Source organism: Balneolaceae bacterium (assembly GCA_034521445.1).
Taxonomy (GTDB): Bacteria; Bacteroidota; Rhodothermia; order Balneolales; family Balneolaceae; genus JAXHMM01.
The window spans coordinates 188,998-212,641 of sequence record JAXHMM010000006.1 but is presented as its reverse complement, the minus strand read 5'-3'; the positions used below and the strand labels follow the sequence as shown (position 1 = coordinate 212,641).

General features: G+C 59.5%; 19 protein-coding genes and 1 pseudogene. 9 read left to right on the top strand and 11 right to left on the bottom strand.

The window, feature by feature from the left end:
- The first annotated feature begins 20 nt into the window (after positions 1-20).
- Positions 21-1,247: an aminotransferase class I/II-fold pyridoxal phosphate-dependent enzyme gene (locus U5K31_08135; GenBank protein ID MDZ7772690.1), complete on the top strand. Its 1,227-nt coding sequence runs from the start codon at positions 21-23 to the stop codon at positions 1,245-1,247.
- Positions 1,248-1,684: 437 nt separating this feature from the next.
- On the opposite strand, the pseudogene U5K31_08130 reads toward U5K31_08135, so the two are convergent.
- Positions 1,685-2,647, bottom strand: a pseudogene (locus U5K31_08130) (DEAD/DEAH box helicase).
- A 122-nt stretch (positions 2,648-2,769) separates the two neighbouring features.
- Positions 2,770-3,729, bottom strand: a complete 960-nt coding sequence (locus tag U5K31_08125) for a type II CAAX endopeptidase family protein (protein MDZ7772689.1) — start codon at positions 3,727-3,729, stop codon at positions 2,770-2,772.
- An 84-nt stretch (positions 3,730-3,813) separates the two neighbouring features.
- Here U5K31_08125 and U5K31_08120 point away from each other — a divergent pair, with 84 nt between their 5' ends.
- Complete coding sequence (locus tag U5K31_08120) at positions 3,814-4,479, top strand: SOS response-associated peptidase (GenBank protein ID MDZ7772688.1); 666 nt, start codon at positions 3,814-3,816, stop codon at positions 4,477-4,479.
- Between the two features lie 33 nt (positions 4,480-4,512).
- Here U5K31_08120 and U5K31_08115 read toward each other — a convergent pair whose 3' ends face one another.
- Complete coding sequence (locus tag U5K31_08115; GenBank protein MDZ7772687.1) at positions 4,513-5,400, bottom strand: mechanosensitive ion channel family protein; 888 nt, start codon at positions 5,398-5,400, stop codon at positions 4,513-4,515.
- Positions 5,401-5,545: 145 nt separating this feature from the next.
- Between U5K31_08115 and secG the strand changes: the two genes are divergently transcribed.
- Positions 5,546-5,944, top strand: a complete 399-nt coding sequence (gene secG / locus U5K31_08110; protein MDZ7772686.1) for a preprotein translocase subunit SecG — start codon at positions 5,546-5,548, stop codon at positions 5,942-5,944.
- A 95-nt stretch (positions 5,945-6,039) separates the two neighbouring features.
- Here secG and U5K31_08105 read toward each other — a convergent pair whose 3' ends face one another.
- The 5 genes from U5K31_08105 to U5K31_08085 all read right to left on the bottom strand — a co-directional run bounded on the left by U5K31_08105 (position 6,040) and on the right by U5K31_08085 (position 12,678).
- Positions 6,040-6,498 (bottom strand): hypothetical protein, encoded by a 459-nt coding sequence (locus tag U5K31_08105; GenBank protein ID MDZ7772685.1) that lies wholly within the window; start codon positions 6,496-6,498, stop codon positions 6,040-6,042.
- A 62-nt stretch (positions 6,499-6,560) separates the two neighbouring features.
- Entirely contained in the window at positions 6,561-7,475 is a 915-nt protein-coding gene (locus U5K31_08100; protein ID MDZ7772684.1) for a hypothetical protein, read from the bottom strand.
- Positions 7,476-8,505: 1,030 nt separating this feature from the next.
- Positions 8,506-9,897, bottom strand: coding sequence for a tRNA uridine-5-carboxymethylaminomethyl(34) synthesis GTPase MnmE (gene mnmE, locus U5K31_08095; protein MDZ7772683.1), 1,392 nt, complete (start codon positions 9,895-9,897; stop codon positions 8,506-8,508).
- 81 nt (positions 9,898-9,978) lie between these two features.
- Positions 9,979-10,983: a type II CAAX endopeptidase family protein gene (locus tag U5K31_08090; GenBank protein ID MDZ7772682.1), complete on the bottom strand. Its 1,005-nt coding sequence runs from the start codon at positions 10,981-10,983 to the stop codon at positions 9,979-9,981.
- Positions 10,984-12,678, bottom strand: a complete 1,695-nt coding sequence (locus U5K31_08085; protein MDZ7772681.1) for a peptide MFS transporter — start codon at positions 12,676-12,678, stop codon at positions 10,984-10,986. It lies immediately after the preceding gene.
- 187 nt (positions 12,679-12,865) lie between these two features.
- Here U5K31_08085 and hutU point away from each other — a divergent pair, with 187 nt between their 5' ends.
- Positions 12,866-14,536: a urocanate hydratase gene (hutU, locus tag U5K31_08080; protein ID MDZ7772680.1), complete on the top strand. Its 1,671-nt coding sequence runs from the start codon at positions 12,866-12,868 to the stop codon at positions 14,534-14,536.
- On the opposite strand, the gene U5K31_08075 is transcribed toward hutU, so the two are convergent.
- Positions 14,533-16,401: a hypothetical protein gene (locus U5K31_08075; protein ID MDZ7772679.1), complete on the bottom strand. Its 1,869-nt coding sequence runs from the start codon at positions 16,399-16,401 to the stop codon at positions 14,533-14,535. The genes hutU and U5K31_08075 overlap by 4 nt on opposite strands.
- A 189-nt stretch (positions 16,402-16,590) precedes the next feature.
- On the opposite strand from U5K31_08075, the gene U5K31_08070 reads away from it, so the two are divergent.
- Positions 16,591-17,064 carry a DUF456 domain-containing protein gene (locus U5K31_08070; protein MDZ7772678.1) on the top strand — a complete coding sequence of 158 codons (474 nt, stop codon included), beginning with the start codon at positions 16,591-16,593 and terminating at the stop codon, positions 17,062-17,064.
- Here the strand turns inward: U5K31_08070 and U5K31_08065 are convergent.
- The gene (locus U5K31_08065; GenBank protein MDZ7772677.1) at positions 17,061-17,555 is read right to left on the bottom strand and encodes a nuclear transport factor 2 family protein; all 495 of its coding nucleotides are present in this window, start codon (positions 17,553-17,555) and stop codon (positions 17,061-17,063) included. The genes U5K31_08070 and U5K31_08065 overlap by 4 nt on opposite strands.
- Positions 17,556-17,711: 156 nt before the next feature.
- On the opposite strand from U5K31_08065, the gene U5K31_08060 reads away from it, so the two are divergent.
- Positions 17,712-19,157 (top strand): amidohydrolase family protein, encoded by a 1,446-nt coding sequence (locus tag U5K31_08060; protein ID MDZ7772676.1) that lies wholly within the window; start codon positions 17,712-17,714, stop codon positions 19,155-19,157.
- 33 nt (positions 19,158-19,190) lie between these two features.
- Here U5K31_08060 and U5K31_08055 read toward each other — a convergent pair whose 3' ends face one another.
- Positions 19,191-20,189 carry an aldo/keto reductase gene (locus tag U5K31_08055; protein MDZ7772675.1) on the bottom strand — a complete coding sequence of 333 codons (999 nt, stop codon included), beginning with the start codon at positions 20,187-20,189 and terminating at the stop codon, positions 19,191-19,193.
- A 129-nt stretch (positions 20,190-20,318) separates the two neighbouring features.
- Between U5K31_08055 and U5K31_08050 the strand changes: the two genes are divergently transcribed.
- The 3 genes from U5K31_08050 to hutI are packed head-to-tail and all read left to right on the top strand — an operon-like array spanning position 20,319 to position 23,644.
- Complete coding sequence (locus U5K31_08050; protein ID MDZ7772674.1) at positions 20,319-20,930, top strand: energy transducer TonB; 612 nt, start codon at positions 20,319-20,321, stop codon at positions 20,928-20,930.
- A complete protein-coding gene (hutH, locus tag U5K31_08045) occupies positions 20,921-22,426 on the top strand; it encodes a histidine ammonia-lyase (GenBank protein ID MDZ7772673.1) in 1,506 nt (501 codons plus the stop codon). The genes U5K31_08050 and hutH overlap by 10 nt, the downstream gene beginning before the upstream one ends.
- Before the next feature lie 3 nt (positions 22,427-22,429).
- Positions 22,430-23,644, top strand: a complete 1,215-nt coding sequence (gene hutI, locus U5K31_08040; protein ID MDZ7772672.1) for an imidazolonepropionase — start codon at positions 22,430-22,432, stop codon at positions 23,642-23,644.

The window sequence follows — 23,644 nt, the reverse complement described above, 5'->3', positions numbered from 1 at the left end:
AGACATCATAGCAACGGGTTATGGATTTATTTGACAAACTTCAGGGAAGACCGGGACCACTGGGAGAGTTTACGTCGGAGGGATACGGCTATTATACGTTTCCCAAGCTTGAAGGTCCCATCGGCCCGGAGATGAAATTCAAAGGCAAGAATGTGGTGGTCTGGAGCGTGAACGACTACCTGGGCATTGCCTCTCACCCCGAGGTGCGAAAGGCTGACGTCGAAGCCGCCGAGGCGCATGGCTTCAGCTCGCCCATGGGTGCCCGCCTGATGACCGGTAATTCTGACGAGCATGAGGCTCTGGAGGAGGAGTTGGCTGACTTCGTGCATAAGGAGTCAGCTCTGTTGCTCAACTATGGTTACCAGGGCATTATGAGTGTGATTCACGCTCTGGTCGACCGCAACGATTTCCTGATATACGACGAACTCAGCCATGCCTGCATCGTGGACGGCAAGCAGCTGGCCATGAGCGACAAGTCAGTTTTTAAGCACAACGATGTGGAGAGCTTCGAGAAGCAGCTCGAGCGGGCCCACCGCAAATCGAAGCCCAACTCCTCAATCCTGGTCGTTACCGAGGGTGTCTTCGGCATGACAGGTGACCTTGGCATGCTGGAGGAGATGATCGAACTCAAAAAGAAGTACCCATTCCGCCTGCTGGTGGATGACGCCCACGGCTTCGGTACTCTTGGGCACGACGGATCCGGTACCGGCACCGAGCTGGGCTGCCACGACGGCATCGACATCTATTTCGGTACTTTTGCCAAGGCCGTGGCCATTATCGGCGCCTTCGTAGCCACCGAGCCGCGTGTGGTGGAATTTCTAAAAGCCAACGTCCGAAGCCAGATTTTTGCCAAGTCGGTACCCATGCCTATCGTAGTCTCCGCCCGCAAGCGCCTGGAGATTATCCGCAACAATCCCCAGCTGCGCGAGCAGCTCTGGGAGAATACCAGAAAGCTGCGCAAGGGACTCAAGGATATCGGGTACAACGTGCTGCCATCCGAAAGCCCTGTCACTCCGGTGCTGACGCAGGGAAGCACGGAACTTTGCCAGCTCATCATGCGCAAGCTGCGTGAGGAGCATGGGGTATTCGTCAGCGGGGTTACCTATCCTGTCGTACCCAAGGGCACGGTGCTGATCCGTCTTATTCCGACCGCCTCACACACCGACTCCCACATTGAACAGACTCTGAAAGGCTTTGAAGCCATCAAGGATGTGGTGATGTCCCAGGAAAAAAAGAGGACGGCCTGAGGAGGCCCTAAAAACCGCCGGTCAGGAAGAGAGAAGCTTCTTGAAAAATTCGACGACGCCCTGTTTCCCGTCCTTCTTGTTTCCGGTGCGTCCTCCGCTGAGTTTGTCGTAGCTGGGACGCGGAAGCTCCATCTTGTCTTCTTCTCTTTCTCCTTCTCCTTACCGCGCTGTTTCTTGCCGGAGCCGCGCTTTGGACGATCCTTCTTGTTGCCGCGCCCGTTGCTCTTCCTGCTCTTCTTGTCCTTTTTTTCCGGTTTGCTTTTCTTGCTCTTGCGTTCCTCCAGTTTTTTCTGGACTTCGTCGGGCAGAGGCATTTCCTGAGGCGCCTGGCCCAGCTCGTTCTTCAGATCATTGATGTCGCTGCGGTCTTGCTTGGAGACCAGCGAGACGATGCGGCTGGCCTTGCCTGACTCCACCATACTGGCGCGGAAGCGGTATTCGTCCGGGTCGTTGGGCACGTCGTAGTTAATGACCTGCGTTGTGCGCTCGATGCCCAGTTCGCTTGCCGGTATTTCGGCCACCAACAGGTACTGTACATCTCCGTCGGAAAAGTTGGCAAGACGCTGGGCGCGCTTTTCGTCGGATAGCTGGGAGTGGATACTGGTCGCCTTCTGGTCACGCTTTTTAAAGGCGCGGTAGAGGCGGTCGGTGCCCCGCTTGGAGGCGCAGAAGATCACGCAGGTGTCCGACGGCGTATGGTCAATATGGGCCATCAGGGTGGAGATCTTCATGCGCGGCGGCACGTTGATAAAGCCCTGCTTGAGACTGCTCGGTACGCTGGGAGGCTCCATGAGGGTCTTGTCGGAGGCTTCCTCGAAACCGATTATCCGGGGTTGGTCGAGCACCAGGTTGGTCAGTTCCTTCACGTTGGGGGAGAGCTCGTCGGCGAAAACCACCGACTGGCGTTTCTCGCTGACTACCCGCCGAAGGATATCGCGGATGCGATCGGTAAGATTAAGTGAGACCATCTCGTCGACGTTGTCTACAACCACCAGGTCGACGTTCCGAAAGATGAACAGTTCGTCCTCCATCACGTCGATCAGCGGACCGGGATTGCCGACCAGCACGGGGACCTGTGAGGTGAGAGCCTCGACCTGCTTGTCGCGTTCCTTGTCAAGATCCACCGTCGCACACTCGATCTGCTTGTGGTAACCCAGGGCCCAGACCAGCTCGTCGATTTCACGGGCTTCTTTGGGATTGGGTGTAAGGATGAGAACACGGGTATGGCCGGTGTCGCCGTCCCGGACCAGTTTCTCAAGTGCCGGGATCACCACGCTTCCGTATTTGCCCTTGTCGCCTTCGTTCTTTATCAGCAGATCTCCGCCCTCAAGTATTTTGGGGATGACGGTTTCCTGCAGGGGCGTTGCTTCTTCGTAACGTACATCTTTGAGCCCGCTCATGATTTCCGGGCTTAAGTTCATTTCTGCAAACTTCAACGTTATGACCTTTCATTTGGTTAACATTTGATTCGTACTGACGCCTCACGATCAGACGTCATTCAAGACAGGGGAATATACAAAACTTAGGAGCCTTGCTCATCTGCCTCCGTCGCCTCCAGCGGCTCCCCTGAGAACTTGGACGCAAGGGTTATCGGCAATCCTGAGCGCCGCCTGATCAGGTAAAACAAGGAGAGGATGACCAGCAGTCCAAGGATGCCGAGGAGCCCGGCTTCCGGGCCGAAAGCGCCGCCGGTGATCAGATCGCGCCCCCCCTGCTCGATCTGCAGGAGGCTGCCCCGGAAGGAGGTCCCGCTGACCGGAAATCCAAAGATTCCGGCCTGGCAGAAATTCCAGCTGATGTGCAGGCCCACCGACCATCCCAGCCGGCCGGTTACCACGTAGGGTACGGCCAGCACAGCCCCGGCCAGCACGATGTTGAAGGTGGACACGGATGTGGCGTTGGCGTTCCAGGCGTGCAGGACGCCGAATACTATCGAACTTACGGCGACGGCCAGGACCACGGCACTACGTGAACCCAGCGTGCCGCGCAGCCCTTCACTCAAATTCAAGATCTGGTAGCCGCGGAACACCAGCTCCTCGTAGTAGCCCACAAGCAGCATGACGACCAGGAATCCCAGAAAGGCGGCGACCCAGGAACCGGTGAAGGGACGCTCCCAGCCGTAGCCGGTGACCGTAATCCAGCCTGCGGAGTACTCCAGGGCGAAAATTATAGCCATGGCCGCCAGTCCCGCCAGCAGACCAAATCCCAGTTCCCGGAACTGCTCCGGGACCGGCTCGTGACCGAAGTCGACAAATCCGCGACGGTCAAGCAGCCGGCCGGCCCCCCAGGTGCCGGCCAGGGCGGCCAGGGCGGTGATCAGCGTAGGGATCACCGCGAATTGGTCTGCGCCGTCCAGCACGCCCGCAAGGGAGAAGGGGAGCATGAGCAGCATGCCGGCCGCAATGACAAGGAAGATCTGGAGCAGCAGCCGCCATCCGGAACGGACCCGCTGCTCCTCGGAATTATAAAAGGGATTGATCATGGTCCGGTACGTGGTTAGGCGGTTGCAATAATGCGAATCGTATGCTAACCTAAGCTTTAATTTCAGAAGTGCAAACAGCGTCCCATGAGTGACCGATTCGTACTCCATGCTGAAAAGAAAGCGGTAGAAGAACTGCTCGGAGCAACGGCATCCCGCGACGACTGGTTCGAGGCCAACTACAACATCAACGTGGGCACCCATCATCCCATATTGATTGTGGAGGAGGGCGAACGGGTGATACAACAGGCTCTGTGGGGGCTCATTCCGAAGGATGCCGGGTCGGAGCGAGAGGGCCGGGAACATCACCAGATGCACCTGGAGGAGATGAAGGAGGCCAAAAAATCCGGCGTCTGGGCTGAGCTCGGGTGCTGTATAATCCCGGCCAACGGTTTTTACAAGTGGAAGTTCTCCGAGAAAAGAACCACGCCCTTCTACATCCGCCTGCTCTCCAACCAGGTGATGGGAATCGCGGGACTCTACTCCGTTTGGCAGTCCGATTCCGGTCGAGACGTCTACTCCTTCCTGATGCTGCAGACCGAGGCCAACGCTCTTGTGAAGCCGGTGAGCGATCACATGCCCCTTATACTGGACCGTGATGATTTTGGGCGGTGGCTTGAAGACGGGGCAGGAGATCTGGACGACCTGCTGAAGCCTTACGATCTTTCGAGAATGGCGGTCAACCGCGTGACCGAGGATGTTAATGACCTGGACAAGAACTCGCCCGAGCTTATCCAGCCCATCCCGAAATAGGGCGGCCATCTGTAGATCCCTGCCGGTGCGGCGTCACTCCCCCGGATCGCCCCGGCGGTAGATTCGCATGGTGGGGTAGGCCAGGTCGATATGCTCCTCTTTTTCGAAGGCCTCCAGCACATCCTCCCAGATGGCCTGTGAGAGGCTGCGCCGCCTGCGCGGGTCGCTCAGGTGGCGGACGGTGAGCATGATCCCGCTGTCGCGAACGTCCGTGTAGACGATGGGCGTGAGGTGTCTGTAATGGATAAGGTAGGATTTGGAGGCCTTCTGCACCTGTTCCCGTGCCTGGTTCATAAAATCCTTCAGGTGACGGTCGGCGATTTCCTGCAGGAGGTCCTTGGCCCTCTTCCAGTCGCTTTCAAAGGTGACCAGTACCTCCAGTTCGTTCCAGATGAATTCAAAATCGCTGGTGTAGTTGGCCAGGCTGTCACTGAAGATTTTATGGTTGGGTACGTGCACCACCCGCCCCGTACTCTGGTCGGCATGTACCCAGTTACCTATTTCCAGGAGGGTGAACTTGAAGATGCGGATATCGATCACATCCCCTTTTACCGAACCGATTTCGAGGCGGTCGCCCACGTCGAAGGGCTGGCGCCAAAGGATGAAAAGCCAGCCGGCCAGGTCAGTTATAGGCTCGCGCAGGGCGATAGCCAGCCCAGCGCTTAGAAGTCCCAGAAAGGTGGCCAGCGACTGCAGGGCCTCGAACCAGATGCGTCCCACAATCAACAGGCCAACAAACACGGAGATGTAGGTGAGATATTTGCGCCATTTGTACTGCTCCTTCTCCTGTTTCAGGTTGCGCATGAGGAGGCGTACGGCTGCCAGCCGGGCCAGCCAGATGATCAGGATCACCACCGCGGTAGCCACCAGGTTATAGCCTGTCTCCGGCGAGCTGCTCAGCCAGGCTCCAATTCGCTCCATAAATTCCTGCATGACCTGTGTACTGAATTAGACGAGGCTCTAGCCCCTAATCCTGTGAAATGTATTCAAATTGCTGGCGTTGTAAAAAAACGGAATTATGGATACCTTTACTAGTCTGTAAACAGCGACTTGGAATAGAACTGCTATGCTATATTACATCATACTGTCGGTAATCATCCTGATCTGTGTATTGCTGACCATCGTTATTCTTCTGCAACCCGGACAAGGTTCCGGCATGACCGGCGGCCTTGCTGCGGGATCCATGGCGGGCGGGGGCGGCCTCGGTGCGCGCCGTACCGCCGATCTGCTCTCCAAATCGACCTCTATACTGGGGGGTGCCCTGCTCGTGCTCTGCGTCCTGGCCAACTTCGCCATCGACCGCCAGGAGGTAAACCAGCCCGCCGTGCAGCAGAGCGGGGTGGAAACCACGCAGGGCATGAACAATCCCTCCCAGTCCGCCCCACCTATTCCCCAGACCAACACCGGCGATAATACGGGCAGCGATGCGACCACCGGCGGTGATAGTGGCGGCGGCGAAAACTGACCGCATTACTCTAGGATTTTAAAATATGTGAAAAGCCTCCCCCGGAAACCGATCCGGGTGGAGGCTTTTTTAATCGAGGACTCCTTGTCTGCTATTCAGGTATCCGCAGCACTCCCTGTTTTCATGCGCTCCGCCTGGCCTTTCGGCGACCGGTTGCCGACTCTGCTTCTGTGCGTAAAGGAGGCTACCAGTATCAATACACTTCCCATCCAGAGGGTGTGAAGTGCGGATCTCAGAATAAATTCCCGGTATAGACCGGAATATGATATTCCCAGGGATACGACGAGAAAGGTTGCCATGGACAGGAACAGGGTTTTCAGGTCGAGCCTCTTCATCACGGAATCGGTAGAACCGCCTCTTCCTAGTATAGGCGTGAAATCGGACCGCAGGATAGATGGCAGAAGTGTTAGCCCTCCACCGATGAGGGCCATCAGGAATGCGGAGGTTAAATCGTATTCAGGATAAATCCCCAGCAGATCTTTCTCGACAACGTGGATGATGGTGCCCATCAGTACCATCCAGACGGTAAACGTGGCTGCGGTTTGTGACTGCATGGCTTTTATGATATGAAATTAAAATTGACGGATATCCTGTAGTTACGAAAAGTATCGGGACGCTACAACAGATCCATGATCTGATGGTACAGTTCCTGTGTAGATGCGGCTGCAACACCTCCGCCCAGGATCGTTGCGCCTGCCAGCCAGCCGGGAGGGCCGACCACAACCCAGTAGAGGGCATTGCCTACCACACCATCTATTAGACCGCCCCCGTCAGCCTCAATTACTTCTCCCCAGTTTATGGCCTGGCACATTGGGACCATTGGAAAGGCGGAACAGGGATTGGCCGCAATATCGCCGGCATACACCGTAGATGTGTCGGGTATGTCTATATTGTGGAGACGGGAAATCTCTTGTATCCATTCCGTACGGTGTTCCTTCCAGTAGTTGGAGGAGGCTATCAGGATTTCTGTGACGCCCTGTACGAGAAGGATTTGTTCCGGCGTGTAACTCTGTTCGATATCTCGGTTGATCCTTCGTAGCAAGGGTGTGTGATCCCGCTCGAACACCTTATCATCCTTATGTTTGCTGTAAACCTCGAACAGCCTGTTGAAGTGGTGCCGCTGGTCGCGTGACAGTTCGAGCGCCGTATTGCCGTAGCGGAACCCGGGCCTGGCCGGTGAATCTCGCCGGATCTGCTCCGGCCCTGCAAATATGCGGTCCATGTCGAATACTTCAGCAATTCTCTCATGGTCAGCTCCAGCCGTAGATTGGATAAACTGTTCTGCCGAAACGCGGAAGAAATCCAGGGCATCCTCCCTGTCACGAAAGGGTTGCACTCTTGCTTTCATTTGATGCAGAATAAAGTCCAGGCCGGCGTTGTGCAGCCGCCCGATTTCACGTGCGATGGTTTCCGTTGAGATCTCTTCGGTTATCGTTGCAGGATCAGGTGAATCAACAGGATTGAGTTCACAACCTGAGATAACGGCTATGATAAAAAGAATGAGAATGGATCGGGCGGCGTGTGTTTTCATGAGTTCCTCTTAATCAGAAAGAATTAATAATTAAGAGTACATTACATGATATTGATCATATAAACAACTCACTTATAATCTAATAAGATTAACTTTAAGATTTCCCGTATTTCTACGGATGTGGGAATACCTATTTATTGTGTTTGTGGCTTACAGAGAGGGTTGCGGGCAAGTACAGGTGTGCGAGTAAACACGCTGGGGCATTCCCTTGCCGGCAATTAAAATCTCAAGGACACCCGGATCCGGTGCGGGGCGTAACAGTAGCCGCCAAGCAGGTACAGGGAAGGAGACAGAAACTAGGGAGCAGAACTGGTCAAGCTATCCAGGTTAATTCTAAGTATTTCTGGCTCAAAATGGTTGCTCAGGTAGAGCCATGGTTCCGAATAGCTTAGATCCTCAATGAAGTACGGTTCCTCCGTTTCCTTAAAAAATCGGTAGCTGCCCCGGTGTTGCCACCGGCCATTCGCATCCCTGCCCAGCATAATCAGGAAGGACATATCCGCATGCCAATTGGAATAGTAAAAGAGTATATGGTCGCCGGTATGGAGAATGTCTGACATAAAGGGAAACATGCGGCTTCCGCGATTATCAACTTCAAATGGAATGGGGGGAGGATGAATTATGGGCGAAGAGCCGGAAGAGGAATTGGGTGATCTGGAAGATAAATCCTCGGGGGCCAGGTTATGGAGTATTTCCAGTCCGGGTAGATCCAAATAAATAAGTTCCTCCAATTCATGGTTTTTATAATGAAACAGAAAAGGACTGACAGTGCTAGACACTAATATCTCTCCGGAAGGCGATGCATCCATCATCACGAAATCGTATTGAGGAGGAGACAGTCCCAATGGAATGATGCGTTTGTGGAAACTTGGGGAGGTAGGAGAGCGGCCTAAAAGACGGTATTTTGACTATTATATATACATGTTACCACATATATTTATGAATATTTTGATATTATTTTTATAACTACGGGTAAATATCTATAAATATAATACATCTAGAGGGGTTGAGGAACACAGGATGAAGAGGGTTACTTGCCGATGCAGAAGCGCGAGAAAATACTGTCGAGCACGTCTTCGGTGGTAATTTCTCCGGTGATGGTGCCCAGATCCTGGAGCGCGCCGCGCAGGTCGATGGAAAGGAAGTCGCCGGTCATGCCCCGGTCGAGGGCCTGAAGGGCGCTGCGTACGTGCTCCTGGGCTTTCTCGAGGGCGTCGCGGTGCCGGCTGGAGGTGACCAGGATGCTGGAGGGGTCGTAGTGGGTGCTCTCCAGGGCACGTTGTTTCATGAGCTTTTTCAGCTCTCCTATGCGCTCGCCCTCCAAGGCAGAGATGCGGATATCGTATTCCAGACGATTGCCGGCCTCATCCAGAGCGATGTCGTCCTTGGTTCCCACCAGCAGAAAGGGGGTCTCGCCGGCGCGTTGCTGATAGCCGGCGATCTCCTCCCGCTCTCCAGCATCCATCTCCGCTCCCAGGTCCTTCAGGTAGACCACCAGGTCGGCCTCCTCGAAGGCTTTGCGGGAGCGTTTCACACCCTCCTTTTCGACGCGGTCCTCGGTGTCGCGCAAACCGGCCGTGTCGGTAAGCGTGAATAGCAATCCGTCGTAGCTCCAATCCACGTCAATGGTGTCGCGTGTGGTGCCTGCGATCTCGGTTACGATGGCGCGGTCCTTGCCAACCAGGGTGTTCAGCAGGGTGGATTTACCGGCGTTGGGACGTCCGATGAAAACGGTGCGCACCCCGTGCTTGACCAGCCGACCGGCCTCGTAAGTCTGCAGCAGGGAGGTGATCTCCTGGTCCAGCTCCTCCAACAGCCCGCGCAGCTCCTCCTTGTCAGCGAACTCTACATCCTCCTCCGAAAAGTCCAGCTCCAGCTCCACCATGGCGGTGGCGTCGATGATCTGCTGGCGAAACGTCTTGATGTGCTCACCCAGGCGTCCCTCCAGCTGTTGGTGGGCGGCGTCCAGGGCGCGGGCACTCTTGGCGTGGATGAGGTCGGCCACCGCCTCGGCCTGGCTCAACTCCATCTTGCCGTTGAGGAAGGCGCGCTGGGTGAACTCGCCCGGTTCGGCTGCGCGCACATTGCGGGACAGTACAGCCTCCAGCACGGCCTGGGTGACCAGCACGCCGCCGTGGCAGGAGATCTCGGCGGTGTCTTCCCCGGTATACGATCGGGGGGTGCGGAAGACCGTCACCAGCACCTCATCCACCACCTCGCCTCCCCCGTCCACGATATTTCCGAAATGGACGGTGTGGGAGTCCTGCTCGCGGAGTTCCGGTCCGCGGAAGGCCTCCTGCACACGTTCAAGGGCCCCTTTGCCGGAGACGCGTATGACGGCGATACCGCCCTCCCCCACGGGCGTGGCGATGGCGGCGATGGGCTCGCGCTGGGTGATGTCGGTTTCCTGCTGCCGGTTCATGAGAGACAATATAAGGGCTCGCCGGGATGGAATCACAGGGCGGTGGGGGGTACATTTGCGGCGGCCAAAACCGGAACAAGATCAACCGCGGGTCGCGCCAGTGCCGTTGGAACTGTGGGCATCCAGCAAGTCAGCTTCGTGCTCATCGGTTTCACCGCCCTCCTTCGCGTTGTTCCGGTCGTCCTCATCAGCGTGCTCCTCCCGTCCGGCCTTCCAGCCCTCTCCGGCAAGCCAGGCAAGCTGCCCGCGTCGTTGCCACAAAAACCAGCCTGCCCAGGCCCCGCCTGCGGCCAGCGAGGCCACGCCGAACCAGGCCTGGCTGTAAAGTTGCTCCGGAGTATCGAAGAAAGAGAGGGAGGCGGGCCAGAACACGGTCATGCCCATGACGGCCAGATTGTTGAGAGCGTGGACCAGGATGGGTACCAGCAGGGATGAGGATTGCAGGTAGACCAGACACATCAGTACTCCAAATAGCGTGGATCCAAGAGGATCGAAATGCAGCATTCCGAAGAGGAACGAGGAGATCAGGACAGCCGCTCCCAGGCCCCAGTGCCGGGAACCCCGTTCCAGGATAACGCCCCGGAATAGGATTTCCTCCACCAGCGGCGCTACGATGACGGCGCCCAAAAAGGTGATGGCGGTATTGAGCACTGAAGTGTTGGGATCCATGAAAGGTGTCTCATTTATCATGGCGTATTTGCCCTCCAGGTAGTTGGGCATGACCTGGTAGAGAAATAGATCCCAAAGCCAGCCCAACCCAATGGATAGCACCAGCAGGGGGAGGAAGATCCACGCCATCCTCCAGGGTGGCGTTTCCCCCGGCCTGCCCAACAGGGGTCGGCGGAGTCCCCGGTCGGAACGAGTTTTCACCAGCAGGTAGCCCAGCACGGGGAGAAAGAGGACAATGCCTGTGAGGTGTATGAGGTCCGATTCGGACAGGCCCCACCCGACGAGCTCGGCCAGGATGAAAAACACGATAGCCCCCAGGAATGAGAGCAGCAGCAGACCGAAAATCCTGGAAAGGGAAATACCCAGGAAGTGGCCCGGCACGTGCCGGTGAGACGGCTCTTGGGCCTCGGTATCCACTTACTCCACGTCGCCCATCAACCGCTGCACAAAGGGACTGGCGAGCAGGGCCACGATGCCACCTCCGCCCACGATCATGGCCACGTACCAGAAGAGGCTGTCGGCCGCGAGGGTTTCCAGCTGCCCGGCCACGAGCCCGGCGAACAGGTTGCCCAGTGCGGCCGCGACAAACCAGATGCCCATCATCTGACTGACGCGTGAGGGCGGTGCCAGCTTGGTCATGGAAGAGAGTCCCACGGGCGACAGACAGAGCTCGCCGGTGGTGTGCAGAAAGTAGGTGACCACCAGCCAGGCGGGGGAGGCCAGGTTGGTGGCCGAGGCGTTGGCCGCGCCCCATGAGAGTACGAAGAAGCCGGCGGCCAGTCCGAGCAGTCCCAGTCCGAATTTGACTGGGATAGAAGGGTTGGCGTCGCGCGCCGCCAGCCAGGTCCACATGAACCCGAAGATGGGCGCGAAGATTACGATGAAGGTGGGATTGATAAGCTGGAGCGTGCTGGCGGGGATTTCCCATCCTCCGCCAATGGTTTCAAACAGGAAGTAGAGGCCGATAAGCACGCCGATGGTGGCAATGTTGATAATAACCTTGGCTACGTTCCAGATGTCTTCGCGCTTATTGACCCGGTAGACCACATAGCTTACGGGCAGCGCGACAAGGAGTGCTGTGAGCCAGGAGCCAAAGCCGGAAAGAAATCCGGAGGGACCGGCCGCGCGGTCGGTCAGGTCGGCGGCGAAGAGATTGAGAGAGGAGCCAGCCTGCTCAAAGCCGCTCCAGAAAAGGGCGGCCAGAATGAAGAGCCAGAAAATAACGCCCAGTTTTTTCCGCTCCTCGGAATTGTGTCCTCCGAAAAAGATGATATAGCCGAAGAAGCCCACCGTGATGGCCACTGCGGCGTAGCCGAGATACTCGGCCAGGTTGGCCAGCGTGACGGTGATAGCGCCTGAGCTGACCAGGAAGATGAAGATCATGATCAGCGCCGCTACAGCGGAGAGCCCGGTGTAGAAGCGGCGGCTGCGGCGGTTGAGCACCTCTTGGGAGTCGTCTACCTTCAGGTCGCCGGCGCTGCCCAGGTACTTGCCGCCGATCTTGTAGGAGATGAGCCCGAGGACCATCCCGAAGCCGGCCAGCGAAAAGCCGTAGTGCCAGTTGTAGCCTTCGCCCAGCAGTCCGCAGAGCAGGGGACCGAGGATGGCGCCGAAGTTGATCCCCATGTAGAAAATGGAGAAGCCGGCGTCACGCCGCGCGCCGCCCTCGGGGTAGAGGTCGCCCACCATGGAGCTGACGTTGGGCTTGAGCAGGCCGGTGCCGATCACGATCAGGGCGAGTCCAAGGTAGAAAAACTCGATAGTGGGAACGGCCATGCTGAAGTGTCCCGCGGCGATGATGCAGCCTCCCACGAAGACCGCCTTGCGCTGCCCCCACATCTTGTCGGCCACCCATCCTCCCGGCAGGGAGAGCACGTAGACAAAGAAGGTGTAGAGTCCGTAGATGGCGGTGGCCTTGGCCACGCTGAAACCGAGTCCCGGGTTGCCGCCAACGGCCTCGGCCGTCATGAAGAGCACCAGAAGGGCGCGCATGCCGTAGTAGCTGAAGCGCTCCCAGAGCTCGGTGAAGAAGAGCGTCGACAGTCCGCGCGGATGACCGAAGAAGTCATTCTGCATGGAGGCCGAGGAATCACCTGCGTATCCGTTTGCCATAGAACCCCATCAATTGGTTTTGAAGTGAACGAACGGTACCTAAAAAAAATCAAGTCGCCGTTCATGATAATTAAACCGTTAAAACGAAGCAAACAACCGCGCCGACTTGCTGATCCCGCCGGCGGTTAGACTTAAACCGGCGGCGGCATTACTTTAGGACAAACGGCAGCGAACCAACCATCGTATTATGCAAAGCACACCTCCCGAGCATCCCATCCACGCACCCACCGGAACCGGACTGCAGTGCAAGGGCTGGCACCAGGAGGCCGCCATGCGCATGCTGATGAACAACCTGGATCCCGCGGTGGCCGAGAAGCCGGAGGAGCTGATCGTCTACGGGGGAGGCGGGAAGGCCGCGCGCAACTGGGCCAGCTACCACAAGATTATCGAGACCCTCAAGCGGCTGGAAGACGACGAAACCCTGCTGGTGCAGTCGGGCAAGCCGGTTGGGGTCTTCCGCACCCATGAAGAGGCGCCCCGGGTGCTCATCGCCAACGCCCACCTGGTGCCCAAATGGGCAAACTGGGAGGAGTTCCGGCGCCTGGACCGGATGGGACTGACCATGTACGGGCAGATGACCGCCGGATCGTGGATCTACATCGGCACGCAGGGCATCCTGCAGGGCACCTACGAGACCTTCGCCGAGTGCGCACGTCAGCAGTTCGGCGGAACGCTTTCCGGGCGCCTGCTGGTCACCGCCGGCCTGGGCGGGATGGGCGGCGCGCAGCCGCTGGCGGCCACCATGAACGGGGCAGCCTGCATAACGGTGGAGGTGGACGAAAGTCGCATCGACCGCCGCGTGGAGACCGGCTACTGCGACCGCAAGTGCGCCACCCTGGATGAAGCGCTCGAGCTGGCCCTGGACGCCAAAGCGCAAGGGGAGGCTCTTTCGGTGGGACTGCTGGGCAACGCCGCGGAGGTGCTGCCCGAAATGCTTCGACGCGACGTGGTGCCCGACGTGCTCACCGACCAGACCTCCGCCCACGACCTGCACCTGGGCTACATCCCGGTAGGGTATACCCTGGAGGAGGCGGATGAGAAGAGGGAGTCCGACCCGGACGCCTATCGCGATGACGTACTCGATTCCATGGTGACCCACGTGGAGACCATGCTGACCATGCAGGAGCGCGGAGCGGTGACCTTCGACTACGGCAACAACCTCCGCGGGCAGGTGGCCGACCACCGCGGCATGGAGGAGGCCTTCGACTTTCCCGGCTTTGTGCCCGCCTTCATCCGACCTCTCTTCTGCAGGGGCTCCGGCCCTTTCCGCTGGGCGGCCCTCTCCGGCAATCCCGAAGATATCTACACCACCGACGAGGCCGTGCTGGATACCTTTCCCGAAAAGGAGGCCCTCGCCCGCTGGATCCGCAAGGCCCGTGAGCAGGTGCAGTTCCAGGGCCTCCCCTCCCGCATCTGCTGGCTGGAGTACGGCGAGCGGGCCGAGATGGGCGCCAAGTTCAACTGGCTGGTGAAGAAAGGCAAGGTAGAGGCGCCGCTGGTCATCGGCCGCGACCACCTGGACGCCGGCTCGGTGGCCTCGCCCAACCGCGAGACCGAGGGCATGAAAGACGGATCGGACGCCATCGCCGACTGGCCCCTGCTGAACGCCATGCTCAACACAGCCAGCGGGGCGAGCTGGGTCTCCCTGCACCACGGGGGCGGCGTGGGCATCGGCTACTCCATCCACGCCGGAATGGTCTGCGTGGCTGACGGCACGGAGTCGGCCGACCGGCGCCTGGAGCGCGTGCTCACCAACGATCCCGGCAGCGGAGTGATGCGGCACGCCGATGCCGGATACGAGGAGGCGCGCAAGACAGCGCGCGAGCGGGGAGTGGACCTGCCGATGGAGGAGGATTAATCATCGTTCTGGCCCATTGATCTCAGCTTTTCCCCAAAGGTGGACAGCGTATCGATGTCAATCCCCAGCTCCTGCATTCGGGCTTCAAAATTCGGGGTTGCCTCGCTGTCGAAGGTAAGCAGCATGCCGGTGCTTGCAGATCCCACGATCAATTGCATGGGACCGAGGGGCGAGGCGTCGATACGCCCTCCGATGCGATTGGCGGTTTCGTACTCACCCGCTATGTGATAGACCTGAAGATGGACCGTCTCGTTGACCTCGTCCGGCAAGCCCGATACCAGTTCCTCGACCCGGGCCGAGGTCACCGACGTATCTCCCCGGGCGGATTTCACCAGGAAGCGAGCCCACTTTTTTTCGAATGAGGTCAGATACTGCTTTTCCACGACCTCCATCGCCTGGTCGAACGCTCCCATGCGCAAATAGGTGAGTAACTGCTCTCCCCGTGCAAATCTGGGGTTGCTGAATTCCTCGATTCGTTCTTCCAGGTGCCGGGAAAAAAAGGCTGTGTCTTTCTCGGCTGCAGCCAGACGGAAGGCGGCGAGCCATTTGGCCTGGTTCAGGGAGTTGTTTCGGGCGGTGGAGAACAGGAGTTCCCTGAACTCATGGGCTCTACCCAATGCAATGATAAAGGCATCGGCAAATCCTAAGTCCCGGATAAGATACTCAGGATTTTGTAACTGATGATCGATGAGGCCGGACAGGTCGGACCAGTCGTCCGACATAATACTTTGCTGCACCTGATAGAATTTGCGCTCCGTTTCGGTTGCCGCATGACGGCTGGCGCGGGCCAGGTCGCGGCGGATCTGATTCAGTGCTTCCTGGGTCTGCAGGGTGCTGTCGGGGGGATCTCCTGCATTGTCCACAAGGTAGTGGACATAGGGATCTTGGCGAAGGTAGTAGGCTCCCGCAAAGGTCGAATCCTCCACAAGTGCCTGCGTGGCCAGGTCAGCGACGGTCCAGTGGCTGCCGGGGCTGTTATAGGATTGGTGAACATTCCAGTAGGCTCTTTTTGCCTTCAGATAGAGCTCGTAGGCCTGAACGTCGCGGGTTCCGAAATTGAGCATTTCCCTGCGTTCGCTCTCGTCCAGATAGACGTCCAGTGCGGAGGTGATGTTGTCGGCGATGCTGCGCTGCACGGCAAAAACAGAGTCCGTGCCGACGTCGTAGGTATTGGACCAGAGGTGGCTGTCGTCCTCCGCGCGTATGAGCTGGGCGGTAATGCGCATCTCCTCCCCTGATCGGCGCACCGATCCCTCCAGGATGTGTTTTACGTTCAGGCTGTCGGCAATAGCTGTGATGGGCAGGTCGGAGTTCTTAAAGGCGAAAGAGGAGGTGCGGGAGGCCAGGTGGAACTTGTCCGTGCGCGCCAGGCTGTTCAGCAGCTCCTCGGTCATTCCGTCTGAAAACCACTCCTGGTCATCGGCCTGCGAGATATCCAGAAACGGCAGTACGGCGAGTGAGGGCTCGGCTTCGGCTGTTGTCGGGGATGCTACTTCGCCGGAAGAGGAACCGGCGAGCCAGATACGCTCGGCCAGCAGCAACACTACAGCCCCGGCCAGCATCCCGATAATCCAGTAATTCAGTTTTCTGCCGGTCTGGCGGGAGACAGATTCGTCGCTTTCCACCTCGGCGGTACGCTGTATGCCGTCGGGGGTAATTTCAAAGGCCCACGCGAAGACCAGGGCTACGGGAAAGCCCAGAACGACCAGGGTTATCAGCATCTTCATGACCCAGGCCGGGGCGCCGAAGGCCTCGGAAGCCACCGATGCAATCTGCACCACCACCCATCCCGTAATGGCGTAGACCACGCCCACCCTGTAGATGTTGCGCCTCTTAAGCTCGCCGAATAAGGATCTCAAATTCATTGACACCACTCTTTGTTTCTATGCCCTGAACGTCATGTGGCAGTATAAGCTTTATCTATGTCAATTTAATCTTGAGTAAATATGATAGGATTTGGAGGTGGATACAGCGTCCTTCCATTCTGAAACTCACTTCGTTTAAATACGTTTAATCTCCTTGAACGAGGCGCATATAAGACCCATATTGATCCCATGGACATCCTGCTCATCGTTATCGGCACTCTCTTTATCCTGGCCGGCCTGGCCGGTTCCCTGCTGCCCGTGCTCCCGGGTCCCCCGCTGAGCTACGTGGGACTGCTGCTCCTGCAGTTTACCTCGGCCGCACCTTTTGGCGCCTGGTTCTTCGTAATCTGGCTGATCATAGTGATTGCGGTGATGGTGGTGGACAATCTCGTGCCGGTCTACGGCACCAAGAAGTACGGGGGCACGCCTTACGGCATTTGGGGCAGTATCGTGGGACTGGTGGCCGGGGCCTTTTTCTTTCCGCCCGTGGGCATGATCGTGGGCCCCCTGCTGGGAGCCTACCTGGGCGAGCTGGCCGGGGGCAAGTCCTCGGACCAGGCCTACACCGCCGCAATGGGCTCTTTCCTGGGCTTCCTGGCCGGCACGCTCCTCAAGCTGATGGCCAGCGGGATCATGGCTTTCTACTTCTTCACCAATATCTAGCTTTCTTCTGCCGGTATGGCGGTAGCCTGCCAGTTGACCGCCTTCCATTGCCCGTCTCTTTTTGCAAAGGTGCCGCTGTTCAGGTATTCCGAAACCTGGGTCCCCTCCTCCGTTTCGCTTGTGGCCACCAGCCGGAAGGCCACGACGGCCATGTCGCCGTACTGCTGAATCTGGATATCCTCTGCGGTGTAGACGGTTGAGACCTCCTCCAGGGTCATTTCGGGGGAGGAGCGCACGCCCTCCATGGTCTGCTCCTTGTCGCGGCGCACGCCCGACGAGCTGGTATAGATGAGATCTTCGGCCCAAAAGCGGTCGTGCATGTCGTGGTCGTTGACCGAGGCTCCCTCCAGGAAGTCGTTCAGCAGTTGCGTGAGCTCCTGCCCGGCGGGTGCGCTGCGGTCCAGGGCGGAGCGATTGGGATCGGCTTCGGTCTGGGGCTGGCTGCAGGCGGTGACGAGCAGTACCGGTAGAATCAGGATCAGCGTTCTCATGGGATCGGGTATTGGGTTGGATAGAGCGCGCGGTGGCGTCAGGGCACCCCGCTGGATGCGCAGGCAATATAGAGGGCGCAGGCAATTTTGCAATTGGATTCGCCGCCCGCATTTTGTATTTCTAAGATGATCCACTCCAACAAAAGCCACGCTACCATGGACTTAGGGAAATTCATTCAGCGATTTGCGGTTATTTTTTTGGCAACGGGCCTGATCATGGGCGCCTCCGCCTGCACGATGGGCGTAGAGCAGGCGCCCGAAGTCATTGTGCTGCGCGGGGCCACCCTCTTCGACGGCACGGGCGGGGAGGCCCTGGCCAATAGTGTAATCGTGGTGGAGGACGACCGCATCACCTGCGTGGGCGCGGAGGGAGACTGCAGCGTGCCGGCCAGCGCCGAGGAGATAGACGTGAGCGGGAAGTATATTACCCCGGGACTGGTGGATGCTCATGTGCACTTTTTCCAGACGGCGTTCTTTGACAGCCGGCCCGACGCGATGGACCTGCGCGACAGCCTCCCCTATGTGGAGACCATGGCGTACCAGAGGCAGAACCCTGACCGCTACTACGACGCCTATCTCTGTTCGGGCATTACCGGGGTCTACGATGTGGGAGGCTTTCCCTGGTCGGTGGATCTGCAGGCTTCGGCCGAAGCCGATCCCGGCGCCCCCCACGTGGCGGCTGCGGGTCCGCTGGTGACGCCCTCCACCATGCAGCTGCTCAACACGCCGGCCGACAAGACGCTGGTCACCCTCGACTCAGAGGAGACCGGCCGCAGTACCGTAAAATACCTCTCCGCCCTGGGTGCCACGGGCGTGAAGCTCTGGCAGCTTGACGACGACAGCGAGGAATATATGAACCGGGTGGAAGCTGTTGCCGACGAGGCTTCGCAGCAGGGCATGCAGGTGATCGCCCACGCCACCTCCCTTTCGCAGGCTAAGGCGGCCATGCGCAACGGCACGCGCCTGCTGGTGCACAGCGTTTCGAATATGGACGTGGACCAGGAGTTTCTGGATCTGGCCCGGGAGCAGGGCACCATCTACACCCCCACCCTGGTGGTGAGCAGCGGTTACATGCTGGCCTACCGCGCGGCTGCGGGCGTGGCCGGCTATCCCATGAACGATCCCATGCAGTGCGTGGACTCCAAGACGCGGGATCAGCTAACAGGCGCCGACCGCTACAGCGATCATCCGCGCTTTTCGGAAGGTTTCCTGCAGGCCCTGAGCAACTTTAACCCCGAAACGGACCGACTCAGTGAACAAGACCTGGCCAACCTGAAGGCGGTCTACGACGCCGGCCTGCCTATCGCCGTGGGCACCGACGCGGGCAATCCCGGTACGCTCCATGGCCCCTCCATCTTCGACGAGATGGAGGCTATGCAGCAGGCGGGCATTCCAGCAGCCGACCTTATACCCATGGCCACCCGCAACGGGGCCGACGCCATGCAGCGGCTGGACGATTTCGGTACGGTGGAGGCGGGCAAGATGGCCAACCTGCTCATTCTCGACGAGGACCCGTCGGCGGACATCGCCAACATGCGCTCGCGGCAGCGAGTGATGATCAAAGGGAATCTCCTGCAGGTGGATCAGATTCAGGAGCATTAGGCGATCCCGCAGGATCGGGGAATCCGGTCCAGTTTACGGCCGGTAGTCCTTCTCCGGCTCGGGTTTGTTGTCCAGGATCTCCTCGATACGGGTCATCACTTCGGGCGTGAGCTTGTCCACGTGCTCAACGGCGCCCATGTTCTGGCGCACCTGCTCCGGCTTGGAGGCGCCGGTGATCACCGTGCTTACGTTGGGGTTCTTCAGGCACCATGCCAGGGCCAGCTCCGGCATGCCGATACCCAGATCCTTCGCAACCGGAACCAGCTGTTCCACCTTTTTAAGTTTTTGCTGGCCCTCCTCGCTTTCCAGCAGTTTCTCCCGCAGCCAGTCGAACTCCTCCAGGTCAAGACGGCTGCCCTCGGGCACCCCGTCGTTATACTTGCCGGTCAGCAGTCCGCTGGCCAGGGGACTCCAGATGGTGGTGCCCAGGCCGATTTCGTCGTACAGCCTTGCGAAGTCGCCCTCCACCTTCTGCCGCTTGAACATGTTGTACTGCGGCTGCTCCATGAGCGGGGGACGCAGATTGCGGCGGCGGGCCACCTGCCAGGCCTCGCGAATCTGTTCGGCGGTCCACTCGCTGGTGCCCCAGTAGAAGGCCTTGCCCTGGCGGATCACCTGGTTCATGGCCCAGACCGTCTCCTCAATGGGCGTGTGCTTGTCCGGGCGGTGGCAGAAGATCAGATCTACGTAGTCCAGCTTCATGCGGTCGAGGGCCGCGTCGGTGCCCTCCATGATGTGCTTGTAGGAGAGGCCGTTGTCGTTGGGTCCTTCCCCGCCCCAGAAGATCTTGGTGGAGAGCACCAGGTCGGAGCGTTTCCAGTCCTCCTTTTCAAGGATGCTGCCCATCATCTTTTCCGAGGCGCCCTTGGCGTAGACCTCCGCGTTGTCGAAAAAGTTAACGCCTGCCTCGTAGGCTATATTCATGCATTCGCGGGCCAGGTCCTCGTCTATCTGGTTGTCGAAGGTGACCCATGAGCCGAAGGAGAGGGCCGATACCTTCAGTCCGGAGCGTCCTAAAAAGCGATATTCCATCCGATGGTCTGTTTGATTCCATGTTTGTGCGTGGTTGCCGTGCGATCCGCTGTCGCGGTCGCATATCCTAACAGGAGGCCCTCAACAAACGTTTGCACCGTGGGCTATTAAGTGATTACTTGCACCACCATGCGCCAACGAAACGTGCCGAACCGCAGCTATACCATGTATCCCGACTTCCAGGATCCGGTCTCTCTGCTCCCCGCCTTTCTCTGCGCGGCGGCCATCCTGCTGCTGGCCGGATGCGCCTCCTCCGGGAACGCCTACTATACGCCGGCACCCGGCTTTGACGCGGGCGCCTACGTGAGTCCCGCCGACTTCGAACATCCGCTGCGGCTCGGAGAGCAGCCCGCCGATTCGGCGGAGCCGCATCCCGACTTTCGGCCCGTCGCTTTCGAAGGGGGACTGGCGGCCATGCAGGAGCGCTTGCAATACCCCGAAAACCACGTCTCCTCCGAGCGCACCGGGGAGGTGCTGCTGCAGGTTTATGTGGACACCACCGGCGCCATCGCCAACATACGAGAGGTGTCCAGCCCGGCCTACTTTCTAACCGAGGCCGCCGTGGAGGTGGTCAGGGAGGCTGTTTCCCACCCGGCGCGCTGGCGGGGCGTCGCCGTCAACGCCTTCACGGTAGTTCCCCTGCAGTTTACGCTGAACGAGGTCGAGGTGCGCAGGAACACCGGGAACGGATCATCGAGCCTTACCCCCCCAACCCCATTCACCCGGAAGCCATGGCTGTGAAGATAACCGTCTCCAGTCTTTACGATGATCTCTCCCGCAGCGTGGAATCCCTCAGGACCGACCGCGGGGATCTGCGCCGGGCGCGCGGGGTGGTCGATGAGGCCCTGAAAACCGGCGAGGCCTACTACGGCATCAACACCGGCTTCGGGGCCCTTTCCAACAAGCGCGTGGGTGAGGAGGAGCTGGCCCAGCTCCAGCGTAACCTTATCTTCTCCCATTCGGTGGGGGTGGGCGACCTGGTGCCGAAGGAGATCTCCCGCCTGATGCTGCAGCTCAAGGTCCACGCGCTGGGACTCGGCCACTCGGGCATCTCCGAATCCACCTTCGACCGCCTGCTCGACTTCCTGGAGCACGACCTGGTGCCCGCCATCCCCGAAAAGGGCAGTGTGGGGGCGTCGGGCGACCTGGCTCCGCTGGCCCACATGTCGCTGCCCCTGCTGGGCTACGGGGAGTTCTGGGATGCCGACGGAGAAGATACCCTTCCGGCCGGCCCCGTGCTGGAGGAGCACGGACTGGAGCCGGTGGACCTGAAACCCAAGGACGGACTTTCCCTTATCAACGGCACCCAGCTCATGAGCGCCTACGGGGTCTACGTTATGGAAAAGGCCCTGACCCTGGCCAAGGGGGCCGACCTGATCGCCGCCATGAGCCTGGAGGCCCTGCAGGGCAGTATCAAGCCCTTCGACGAGCGCATCCACCGTATCCGCCCCCACCAGGGACACGGGGAGGTGGCTGCGAACATCCGGCTGCTGCTTGAGGACAGCGAGATCCTGGAGTCCCACCGCAACTGCGGTAAAGTTCAGGATCCCTACTGCCTGCGCTGCGTGCCCCAGGTGCACGGGGCCAGCCGCGACGCCCTCCGCCACGTGCGCGGGGTGCTGGAGACCGAAATCAACTCCGTGACGGACAACCCCCTGGTGTTCGGGGACGGCGACATCATCAGCGGGGGGAATTTCCACGGTCAGCCGCTCGCGCTGGCTCTGGATTACGCCAAGATTGCGCTGGCCGAGTTCGCCGGCATTTCCGAGCGCCGTACCTACCTGCTGCTGGAGGGGCACGACGGGCTTCCGGAGCTGCTGATGGAGGAGACCGGCATCAATTCCGGTTTCATGATTCCCCAGTACACCGCCGCCGCGCTGGTCTCCGAAAACAAGGTACTCTGCCATCCCTCCTCGGTGGACTCCATCCCGACCAGCCTGGGACAGGAAGATCACGTGAGCATGGGCAGCATCAGCGCCCTCAAGCTGCTGGAGGTTTTTGAGAACGTGGAGCAGGTGCTGGCCATCGAGCTCTTCACGGCGGCGCAGGCCCTCGATTTTCGCAAGCCCATGCGCCCGGGCCGCGGAGTGGAGCTGGCCCACAAACATGTGCGGGAGGCCATTCCCCACGCCGACACCGACCACTACTTCAGGGACGATATCCGCCAGGCCGCCGCCCTGCTGCAGGAGGGCAGCATGGTCCGCCTCGTGGAAGAGGAGCTGGAATCACTGAACTGACCTATGCCCCTGCTTAAAGATATTGGCTATCTGGCAACCTGCCGCGACGAGGGCGGACAGGGCGAGATACATCCCGTAAGAGATGCCGCCGTGGCATGGCAGGAGGGGCGCATTGCCTGGGTAGGTCCCGAGAAGGAGTTGCCAGACGAGTACCGCACCCATAGGATCTACAGCGCCGGGGGCGCCATGGTCATCCCCGGCCTGGTAGACTGCCACACGCACCTGGCCTTCGGGGGATGGCGGCCCCGTGAATTTGCCCTCCGCATGCAGGGCAAAAGCTACCTGGAGATCAACAAGGAAGGCGGCGGCATTCTCTCCACCATGAATGCAACCCGCGCGGCCACGGAGGAGGAGCTCCATGAGAAGGCCCTCGCTTTCCTGCGGCGCATGCAGCGCATGGGCGTGACCACCGTGGAATGCAAAAGCGGCTACGGGCTGTCCACCGAACACGAGCTCAAGACCCTGCGTGTCTACCGCCGACTGGCGGAGGAGGGACGGCAGCACATCGTGTCCACCTTCCTGGGCGCCCACACCCTGCCACCGGAGTTCGAGGACGACCGCGGGGGCTATCTCGACCTGGTCTGCCAGGAGATGATTCCCGCCGTGGCCGAAGAGGGTCTGGCCCGCTTCTGTGACGTCTTCCTGGAGGAGGGGGCCTTCACCCGCGAGGAGGCGCGGCGCGTGTTGACGGCGGGACTGGCGGCGGGACTGGCGCCCAAATTGCATGCCGATCAGCTCAGCTCCTGCGGGGGCGCCGAACTGGCCGGCGAGCTGGAGGCGGCCAGCGCCGATCACTTGGAGCAGATTTCCGAAGAGGGCATTGCCGCCATGGCACAGTCCGGCGTGGTGGGGGTCACCCTGCCCATCGCCTCCCTCTATACGCGCCAGCCTTCGCTGGACTGCCGGAGGCTGCTGGAGGCGGGCGTACCCGTGGCGGTAGCCACCGATTTCAACCCGGGATCGGCACCCAGCTACGACCTGCATCTGGCGATGATGCTGAGCTGCACACAGGGCTGGCTGAGTCCCGCCCAGGCCCTCAAGGGGGCCACCCTGCAGGCGGCGCGGGCGCTGCGCATGGAGCGCGAGGTGGGCTCGGTGGAGGCGGGCAAATGGGCCGACCTGGCGGTGGTGGACGCGCCCGACCCCGAATTTTGGATGTACCACTGGAGTCCGGGCGCCGTCACGCAGGTCTTTCAGCGCGGGGAGGCGGTGCGTTAG

Bases quoted from the DNA above. Each gene is read 5' to 3' on its own strand.
- U5K31_08125 (MDZ7772689.1), bottom strand. From the start codon at position 3,729: ATGATCAATCCCTTTTATAATTCCGAGGAGCAGCGGGTCCGTTCCGGA.
- secG (MDZ7772686.1), top strand. From the start codon at position 5,546: ATGCTATATTACATCATACTGTCGGTAATCATCCTGATCTGTGTATTG.
- U5K31_08120 (MDZ7772688.1), top strand. From the start codon at position 3,814: ATGAGTGACCGATTCGTACTCCATGCTGAAAAGAAAGCGGTAGAAGAA.
- mnmE (MDZ7772683.1), bottom strand. From the start codon at position 9,897: ATGAACCGGCAGCAGGAAACCGACATCACCCAGCGCGAGCCCATCGCC.
- hutI (MDZ7772672.1), top strand. From the start codon at position 22,430: ATGCCCCTGCTTAAAGATATTGGCTATCTGGCAACCTGCCGCGACGAG.
- U5K31_08085 (MDZ7772681.1), bottom strand. From the start codon at position 12,678: ATGGCAAACGGATACGCAGGTGATTCCTCGGCCTCCATGCAGAATGAC.
- U5K31_08075 (MDZ7772679.1), bottom strand. From the start codon at position 16,401: ATGAATTTGAGATCCTTATTCGGCGAGCTTAAGAGGCGCAACATCTAC.
- U5K31_08135 (MDZ7772690.1), top strand. From the start codon at position 21: ATGGATTTATTTGACAAACTTCAGGGAAGACCGGGACCACTGGGAGAG.
- U5K31_08060 (MDZ7772676.1), top strand. From the start codon at position 17,712: ATGGACTTAGGGAAATTCATTCAGCGATTTGCGGTTATTTTTTTGGCA.
- U5K31_08105 (MDZ7772685.1), bottom strand. From the start codon at position 6,498: ATGCAGTCACAAACCGCAGCCACGTTTACCGTCTGGATGGTACTGATG.
- hutU (MDZ7772680.1), top strand. From the start codon at position 12,866: ATGCAAAGCACACCTCCCGAGCATCCCATCCACGCACCCACCGGAACC.
- hutH (MDZ7772673.1), top strand. From the start codon at position 20,921: ATGGCTGTGAAGATAACCGTCTCCAGTCTTTACGATGATCTCTCCCGC.
- U5K31_08055 (MDZ7772675.1), bottom strand. From the start codon at position 20,189: ATGGAATATCGCTTTTTAGGACGCTCCGGACTGAAGGTATCGGCCCTC.
- U5K31_08070 (MDZ7772678.1), top strand. From the start codon at position 16,591: ATGGACATCCTGCTCATCGTTATCGGCACTCTCTTTATCCTGGCCGGC.
- U5K31_08115 (MDZ7772687.1), bottom strand. From the start codon at position 5,400: ATGGAGCGAATTGGAGCCTGGCTGAGCAGCTCGCCGGAGACAGGCTAT.
- U5K31_08065 (MDZ7772677.1), bottom strand. From the start codon at position 17,555: ATGAGAACGCTGATCCTGATTCTACCGGTACTGCTCGTCACCGCCTGC.
- U5K31_08100 (MDZ7772684.1), bottom strand. From the start codon at position 7,475: ATGAAAACACACGCCGCCCGATCCATTCTCATTCTTTTTATCATAGCC.
- U5K31_08050 (MDZ7772674.1), top strand. From the start codon at position 20,319: ATGCGCCAACGAAACGTGCCGAACCGCAGCTATACCATGTATCCCGAC.